The 8,217-nt window shown below is 41.8% G+C and carries 7 protein-coding genes and 1 pseudogene; 6 read left to right on the top strand and 2 right to left on the bottom strand.

Annotated elements, in window-relative coordinates:
* The first annotated feature begins 2 nt into the window (after nucleotides 1-2).
* From ACWIUD_RS06890 to ACWIUD_RS06905, 4 genes are all read left to right on the top strand, one after another.
* Nucleotides 3-1,295, top strand: a complete 1,293-nt coding sequence (locus ACWIUD_RS06890) for a glycosyltransferase family 25 protein (RefSeq protein WP_454147953.1) — start codon at nucleotides 3-5, stop codon at nucleotides 1,293-1,295.
* Nucleotides 1,292-2,416, top strand: a complete 1,125-nt coding sequence (locus ACWIUD_RS06895) for a hypothetical protein (RefSeq protein ID WP_454147955.1) — start codon at nucleotides 1,292-1,294, stop codon at nucleotides 2,414-2,416. The genes ACWIUD_RS06890 and ACWIUD_RS06895 overlap by 4 nt, the downstream gene beginning before the upstream one ends.
* A gap of 170 nt (nucleotides 2,417-2,586) precedes the next feature.
* A complete protein-coding gene (gap, locus tag ACWIUD_RS06900) occupies nucleotides 2,587-3,633 on the top strand; it encodes a type I glyceraldehyde-3-phosphate dehydrogenase (RefSeq protein ID WP_454147957.1) in 1,047 nt (348 codons plus the stop codon).
* Between the two features lie 73 nt (nucleotides 3,634-3,706).
* A complete protein-coding gene (locus ACWIUD_RS06905) occupies nucleotides 3,707-4,978 on the top strand; it encodes a glucose-6-phosphate isomerase (RefSeq protein WP_454147959.1) in 1,272 nt (423 codons plus the stop codon).
* A 62-nt stretch (nucleotides 4,979-5,040) separates the two neighbouring features.
* On the opposite strand, the gene ACWIUD_RS06910 is transcribed toward ACWIUD_RS06905, so the two are convergent.
* Complete coding sequence (locus ACWIUD_RS06910; RefSeq protein WP_454147961.1) at nucleotides 5,041-5,301, bottom strand: hypothetical protein; 261 nt, start codon at nucleotides 5,299-5,301, stop codon at nucleotides 5,041-5,043.
* A gap of 38 nt (nucleotides 5,302-5,339) precedes the next feature.
* Between ACWIUD_RS06910 and ACWIUD_RS06915 the strand changes: the two genes are divergently transcribed.
* Complete coding sequence (locus tag ACWIUD_RS06915) at nucleotides 5,340-5,918, top strand: LysE family translocator (RefSeq protein WP_454135582.1); 579 nt, start codon at nucleotides 5,340-5,342, stop codon at nucleotides 5,916-5,918.
* Nucleotides 5,909-6,988 (top strand): undecaprenyldiphospho-muramoylpentapeptide beta-N-acetylglucosaminyltransferase, encoded by a 1,080-nt coding sequence (gene murG / locus ACWIUD_RS06920; RefSeq protein ID WP_454147963.1) that lies wholly within the window; start codon nucleotides 5,909-5,911, stop codon nucleotides 6,986-6,988. The genes ACWIUD_RS06915 and murG overlap by 10 nt, the downstream gene beginning before the upstream one ends.
* A gap of 679 nt (nucleotides 6,989-7,667) precedes the next feature.
* On the opposite strand, the pseudogene ACWIUD_RS06925 reads toward murG, so the two are convergent.
* Nucleotides 7,668-8,217: pseudogene (locus tag ACWIUD_RS06925) on the bottom strand (hypothetical protein); the annotation flags it as partial.

Here is an 8,217-nt window from a genome sequence, read left to right on the forward strand (position 1 = left end):
AAATGGCGCAAAATATAGAGATTTTTATTATAAATTTGGCGCGTTCAGTTGATAGACGCGAATCTATGAAGCAAAAAATCGCAAGGATTCAAGGATTTGGAGAGATTTATATTGATGGCGAGAAAATTTCGTCATTGCAAGGCGAATCGATAGATTCGCCAAAGCAATCCAAGCCCATTCGTCATACTGAGCGTAGCGAAGTATCCAAAACACACAAATCTAATAAAATAGCCAAATCAATGATAGATAAGCGAATCGATGAATTAGATTCACCCTTGCGACAAAACGATTCATATAATTTAGATTCGCGTGGTTTGGATTCTTCGCTACGCACAAGTGCTTCGCTCAGAATGACAAAAATAGGCAAAGAATCCGTCATACTGAGCGAGAAGCGCGAAGTATCCAAAACAAGCGAATTTAGCACACCAAGCGAATCAAGGATAGATAAGCGAATCGATGAATTAGATTCGCCTTTGCAACATTGCGATTCAAGTAAATTAGATTCGCGTGGTTTGGATTCTTCGCTTCGCACTTCGTGCTTCGCTCAGAATGACGAATTTGGTGTGGATTGCTTCGGCGATAAATCGCCTCGCAATGACGGCAATAACGCACCCACTTTGCATTTTCACTTTTTCTCCGCCACTGATGCAAACGACTTTAAGGACAATCCCGCAAAAATCCCTCCGCATTATCACCCCAAACTTGCGCGCTTTGTGAAAGGCAAGGATTTAAGTTTTGGCGAAATTGCGTGTTTTAGCTCACATTATCGCTTGTGGGAGAAGTGCGTTGCGTTAGATTCGCCTATCGTGGTTTTGGAGGATGACATAGATTTTATGCAAGATTTTTGCCAAATCGTTAAGATTTTTAAATCGCCCTTTGAATATGTGCGATTATATTATTTATTTGATAGAAAAATATCACAGATTTATGATAATTTTTACATTTCTTTTGCTAGGATTAGCGGAGGACAGGGCTACTATCTCACACCAACAGCTGCGCAAAAATTTATCAAAAATGCAAGATTTTGGCTATTTTGCGTTGATGATTATATGGATATGTTTTTTATTCACAATGTAAAAAATATCATTTTTTTGCCATTTGTCATAGCCGAAGATAGCGCAAATGCCACGCAAAGCACGATTTTAGGGCGCACAAAGCCAAAGATGAGTTTTTGGCGAAAACTCACCCGCGAACTCTCACGAATCTACTTTTATGTCATTCGCAAAGGGCTTTATTTTGCCCTAAATTGCGTAGAGATTCGCGCATTTTTTAGTGCGAAGCAAAATCACAAATGATTTTTGAAGTCTCAAACGCAAAATTAAAGCAAAATCTAAATCCGCGCAGATTTGGGATTCACGCGCAAAGGACGCATATTTTTGGTGCGCCACAAAGTGGCAAAACTAGCATTGCGCTAAATTATGCGAGAAATTTTAAAAATCCGCTGTATATCGACTTTGCAGATTTGCGCAATTCACGGGATTTGATAGGACAGACGCTACTAAAAATCGCCTTTGAAAAAACGCGCGATTTGTTAATCTTGGATAATATCCCGCGCGATTTTGCAAATCATTTTACAAACCTGCCAAAGGGCGCAAATATCATCACCATAAGCGAATCAAATGCGGATTTGAGCGGATTTGAGCGATTGGAGATTTTGCCCCTAAATTTTGAAGAATTTATCAGTTTTGATACGCAGGGGCTAAATCTAAAAGAGCTTTTTGAGCGGTTTATAAAGTTTGGGAATCTCCCTATTATGCTTAATTCACAGCATTTATCAATGCGCGATTTTGCCAAATTAGAAGCAAAGCAAAAAATGCTAGTTTTTATGATTGGCGAAAATATGGATATTTTTTTGGCACTCACGCGTTTTCAAGCTAACGCGCTAAGCATTTTTCAGCTTTATAACATTCTAAAAAAAGATAGCAAAATGTCAAAAAATAGGATTTATGGCGTGATAGATGAGTTTGAAAAGCGCGGGATTGTGCGCTTTGTGGCGCATTGTGATAAGCCAAAAGCCCCAAAAAAGGCGTTTTTGTTTGATTTTAGTTTGCGAAATGCGATAAGTTATGAGCGCAATTTTATGGCGAGTTTTGAAAATATGGTGTTTTTGGAGCTTTTGGGGTGCGAAACTAACGCGAATCAGCGCGAATCTAGTGGCGAATCTTTGGAGTGCGAATCTAATCCACAAAAAAAGGGTGCAGAGATTTTTTATAGCGATAAAATCCCGCTGATTTGTGGCAAAAACGGCTATATTGTGATGCCATTTAAAAGTAAAGAAATGATAGTTGATGCGCTAAAAGGCACGGATTTTATGGGGCTTGAAATCGCGGTGCTTACGATTGATTTAAACGATGAGATTGCGATAAATGGCAAAAAAATCCCTTTAATTAGTTTCATAAACTTCGCGCTAGACTAGATTCTGCGAAAATCTAAAAATTCGCAGAATCTGACGAAAATCCCATTAGATTCTGCGAAAATTTATTAGATTCTGCGTTTTTCGTGCCTTTCGCAGAATCTAAAAATCCGCGCAAGCAACTTTTAAAATATTTTTGTATAAAATTGCAAAAATTTTTAGCGGAGGCAAAAATGGCAACAATACAAACGGCAAAAACACAAACCACAACAACACAAACGGCAAAAATCCAAACGACAAAAATAAAAGTAGCCATAAACGGCACAGGGCGAATCGGGCTTTGCGTGGCGCGAATCATCGCTGAACGAGACGACATAGAAATCATAGCTATAAACAGCACGGCGGATATTGCGACATTAGCGCATTTGCTGAAATTTGATTCGGTGCATAGGCATAGCGTTGAAATCGAAGTGCTAGGCGATGATAAGATTCGCATAGGCAAAAGCAAAAATATCCGCGTTTTAAGCGATAGAGACCCAAACAAATTGGACTTTGGCGAGGCGCAGTGCGTGATTGAATGCACGGGCAAGTTTAACTCTGCCGAAAAATCCGCGCAACATTTGCACGGCAATGTCAAAAAAGTCGTCATCTCCGCCCCTGCGGACAATGCGCCGATGTTTGTCTATGGCGTGAATCATAGCGCATATAAGGGCGAATCCGTGATTTCAAATGCGAGTTGCACGACAAACTGCCTTGCGCCCATTGTGGCGGTGCTTCATAGCAATTTTGGCGTGGAGTGCGGACTTATGACTACGATTCATAGCTACACAAATGACCAAAATGTCCTAGATGTCAAGCACAAGGATTTGCGCCGTGCGCGTGCTGCTGCGCTAAATATGATACCCACAAGCACAGGCGCAGCAAAGGCGATTGGCAAGATTTTGCCTGAATTGGATGGCAAACTAAATGGCGTTGCGATTCGCGTCCCCACGCCAAATGTGAGTTTGGTGGATTTGTCCGTGCGTCTTAAAAAGCGCGTGAGCGTGGATATAATCAACGAGGCATTTTTGGAGGCGGAGCGACAAAATCCGCAAATTATCCACAATGACACGCAAAAGCTAGTTTCAAGCGACTTTGTGGATTCGCGGGTAAGCAGCATTTTTGTGCCAGATAAAACGCTTGTGGTAGATGATTTTAACGCAAAAGTCCTTGCTTGGTATGATAATGAAGTGGGTTATAGTGCGCGTTTGGTGGATTTGGTAGCGTTTGTAAATGCGTAAATGTGGCGAATCTATCGTAAATCAGGCACGAATCTAGCGTAAATTAAGCGCGAATCTTTATAGGGGCGAATCAATGATAAAATTCAAAGACTATTTTCCAAAATCAACCAATCTCTCAAAAGATGCGATGGAGGCACTTTTTTGCGCCATTGTGGCTGAAAAAAAAGAGGGCGTTAGCGGATATTATGATTTGCCATATCAAAAAAGCGCGATTTTGGATTCGCATAAGTTTATCGAATCGCGCAAAACGCTTTTAGATGGAATCGAAAATCTCATCATTATCGGCATTGGTGGCAGTTCGCTTGGGCTTAAAGCAATCGATTCGATGCTATCACATTTGCCCTATCGCAAGGCGATAAATTTGAAATTTTTGGAGCACACCGACCCTATAAAGATTGAAAAAACGCTCAAAAAAATCAAACTCAAAAATTCGCTTTTTATCGTCATCTCAAAGTCTGGCAAAACGATTGAAACGCTCTCACTTATGAAATATGTCCTGCGCCGTTATCAGTTGCTAAAGGGTGCGACAAATAAGCGACATTTGGCAATCATCACGGATTTTGGCTCACCGCTTGAATCCTTTGGGCGTAAGCACAAAATCGCCACGCTTTGCATTGACAAAAATATCGGTGGGCGATTTTCGGCACTTAGCACGATAGGCATTTTGCCTTTAAGCATTTTGGGCTACCGCGTGGAGAAACTCTTGCGTGGGGCGCGTGAAATTTCAAATGACTTTTTTAAGCGCAAGGCAGACCATATCCTAAAAAAAGCGATTTTTTTTGGCAACCACAGGGACAAATTTCATATAAATATTCTCTTTTCGTATTCAAGCGTATTTAAGGACTTTAATGCGTGGTATGTGCAACTTTGGGGCGAGAGTTTGGGTAAGCTAAATAGCTTTCATCGCAAAACCGCGCTAACGCCTATCGCGCTTATTGGCAGTATCGACCAGCATTCGTTTTTGCAGCTAATCGTGCAAGGCGTGATGGATAAAACCGTAACTTTTTTGAGTTTAAATCAAACGAGCTATGAAAATCCCAAAATCCCAAAGATGAAATTAGAATTTTTAGATTCGTGTGATTTTGCCAATGGTGCGAGTTTTGCTTCGCTTTTGCAAAAACAGCAACTCTCCACAATGGAGGCGATTCAAAAAGAGGGCGTGCCGACTGATAGCATTGAGATTAAACGGCTTGATGAGGAAAGCGCGGGGAGTTTGATAATGTATTATGAGCTTTTGACTTCGTGTGCGGGGAAAGTGCTAGATATAAACACCTACAATCAGCCCGGCGTGGAGCTTGGCAAGAAAATTTTGATTACGAAGTTTAAGAAAAAGTGCGAAAAATAGGGGAGATTCTGCGATTTTTATTTTTTGTTGCGTAGATTCTGCGATTTGCAGAATCTAATGCGTCATTTTTCGTCATTGCGAGACTTGCGAAGCAAATCGTGGCAATCCACAAAAAAAATCATAGATTCTGCGATTTCGTGGTAGATTCTGCGTTTAACGCAGAATCTAAATTTGGATTGCTTCGTTGTGGCTTCGCTCAAACTGCCTCGCAATGACGAATCTTTTTTAGATTCTGCGAATCTCGCGCGAATTTCGCAGAATCTCGCATAATTTTCGCAGAATCTCCCGCGCATTTGTGTTAAAATTCCACTTTTATAAGGCACATTTTACAAAGCATAATGAATTCACAAAAGGACGGATTTTGATATTTTTCATCGCATTTTTGGGGGCGATAACTCCCGGACCGGATATTTTGCTAGTGTTACGCCAAACACTGAAAAGTGGCGTCCTCGCGGGATTGCAGACGCTATGTGGCATCGCTACGGGGTGGATTTTTTACATTTCGATTTTGTATTTTGGGTTCGCGCACTTGCTTGGCGGGGAAGTTGCGCAGATTGCAATTGCTTTTTTTGGCGGGATTTACTTGCTTTATTTGGCGTTTTTGCTGTTTGCTTCAAAAGAAAATATCGATTTATCCGCCGTAGATTCTGCGTCCAAAAGTCCCTATTTCACGGGATTACTCATCAATCTCTCAAACCCAAAGGCAATGCTTTTTTTTAGCGCAATCATCGCGCCATTTAGCACCAAAAGTCCCGCATTGCACTTCGCACTGCTATTTTTGGGACTAAATGTGGCGTTTTTATGCGTGATTTTCACCGCACACTTCGCGCGACATTTAATCACGGGGCGATTATTTTTTATCATCGATAAAGTTTGCGCGGTGGTGTTTTGCGCCTTTGGCGTGGGACTTTTGGCAATGGGGGTGGAAAAATGTCTTTAAAACGCGTGGCAATCACAGGCGGAGGCACGGGCGGACATTTAAGTATCGCAAAGGCACTCGCGGTGCAGTGCCAAAAGAGGGGATTTAAATGCGTGTATATCGGCTCACAAAGCGGACAGGATAGAGTTTGGTTCGAAAACAGCGAGATTTTTTACGCAAAATACTTCTTAAAATCAAGCGGTGTGGTGAATAAAAAGGGATTTGGACTGCTAAAATCGCTGTGGATGCAGTTTTGTGCGGTGCTAAAATCAATGCAGATTCTGCGAAGGCACAAAATCGACTTTGTGATTAGCGTGGGTGGATTTAGCGCGGGTGGCGGGAGCATTGCGGCACTTTTATGCCAAATCCCGCTTTTTATCCACGAGCAAAATAGCGTTTTTGGGACGCTAAATCGCATTCTTGCCCCCTTTGCAAGGGCGGTTTTTGGTAGTTTTGAGATGGGCGGGAAAAATTTCATTTGCACCGCTTATCCCATAAATGAGATTTATCACAAACTCGCGCGGGTGCGGGGTAGGGTAGAGTGCATTTTGTTTTTAGGCGGTTCGCAGGGGGCTATGGCAATCAATGACTTCGCACTAAAACTCGCGCCAGAACTTTTAAAACGAGATATAAAAATCATCCATCAATGCGGGAAAGCTGACTTTGAGCGCGTAAAAAGCGCATACAGCGCGATAAATGCGGATAAGCAAGTCACCCTTTTTGATTTTAGCGATAATTTGGCGGAGTTTATCACAAAAGCAGATTTTTGCGTAAGTCGCGCAGGGGCGAGCAGTCTTTGGGAGATGGTGGCAAACTATCTGCCTTGCTATTTTGTGCCATATCCCTTTGCGGCGAAAAATCATCAGTTTTTAAACGCGGATTTTTTGGCAAAAAGGGGACTTTGCGAGGTTACAAGGCAAAAAGATTTGGATAAAGATGCGTTTTTGAAATATTTAGATTCTGCGAAAATGCGCCATTTTGAAAATATCGCAGATTCTGCGACAATCGCAAATATCTCGCAAAACTTAGCAAAACTGCCTTATAAAAATGGAAGCAAGGAAATTATCGATTTGATTTTGGAGAGAGCGTAGATTGCGCGAAATTGCGTCATTGCGAGAGAATGCGTAGCATTTTCGTGGCAATCCAAACGCAGAATCTACGCTATTTTTGTCATTCTTGGCATTTAATTTTGTCATTATAAGAGAGCGAAGCGACCTAAGAATCTCTATTTTTTTAAGATTTTTTGTATTTGCTCAAAATGACAAAAAAATCCTCCCCTCCCGTGCGGAGGGGGATTAAGGGGGTGGGTTAGATTTTTGCGAATTCGCACGAAAATTTTATAAAATCGCAGAATCTAGTTTGCCAAATTCGTCATTGCGAGGCGCACGAGCAAAGCGAGTGTAACGAAGCAATCCAAAAAAAATAATCCGTGCGAAGCACCGACCCACACCTGCAAATCTATTTTATGCGAATCTTGAATCAATCGTGAATCGCGGACTTTTGGCGAATCTGTGGTTAAGATTCTAAATGCAAAATAATTTATCGATTCAATTTTGTATCATTGATTTTATTTTTTTTAGATTCGCGTGATTTGGATGATTGCTTCACTGCATTCGCAAAACGAAGTTTCTTTTAGTAAATCCTGTGGATTGCCACGAAAATTCGCTACGCTCATTTTCTCGCAATGACAAATAAGAGATATTAAAAAATTGAAGCAAGGGGTGGGGAAACCCACCCCGAAATTAGCTAGTTGTAGATAAAAAAGCTAGATTAAAACTCAACCGTTCCCGTAGAAGCAAGTGGGATGATTTTATTTCCCGGACCGCCAGAGCTTGCAAAGGACACTTTTAGTGCATAGCAGAAGTTTGTCGCTTTTGAAACTGTGACATTTGAGCCACCAATATTATTTGGCGAAAACACTAGCATACCTTCCGCTGTGTTTATGCCTAGCACCATTCCGCATCCACCTTTTTTACCACCATCGGTTGTTTGGACATTTCCCACAGGCTGGATACCATTATTAACATCTACGCTTAAAGCGGCATTTTGGTTGCTGATGGAGTTTCCACCTTTGAGCCACCTTGCGCCATCCAAACCTGCCACTTCGATTATCCAATCACCCCAATCTTTGCTTGGAGTTTGCCCTGCGACTGGTTTATTTGGATCTGGTGCTTTGCTCTGCGTAGGGTCGATATTATCGGCAAATACTTTTGCCACAATCGCCTTTTGTGCGCTTGCCAAGTCGCTTCTAGCTGTTGCTACCTGCGCATCTGTCCTAGTTGCGACAAATCTAGGCACCGCTACCGCCGCCAAAACGCCT

It is taken from the genome of Helicobacter sp. 23-1044 (assembly GCF_053654695.1).

Coding starts and splice junctions, on each gene's coding strand:
- ACWIUD_RS06890 (WP_454147953.1), top strand. CDS start 3: ATGGCGCAAAATATAGAGATTTTTATTATAAATTTGGCGCGTTCAGTT.
- ACWIUD_RS06895 (WP_454147955.1), top strand. CDS start 1,292: ATGATTTTTGAAGTCTCAAACGCAAAATTAAAGCAAAATCTAAATCCG.
- gap (WP_454147957.1), top strand. CDS start 2,587: ATGGCAACAATACAAACGGCAAAAACACAAACCACAACAACACAAACG.
- ACWIUD_RS06905 (WP_454147959.1), top strand. CDS start 3,707: ATGATAAAATTCAAAGACTATTTTCCAAAATCAACCAATCTCTCAAAA.
- murG (WP_454147963.1), top strand. CDS start 5,909: ATGTCTTTAAAACGCGTGGCAATCACAGGCGGAGGCACGGGCGGACAT.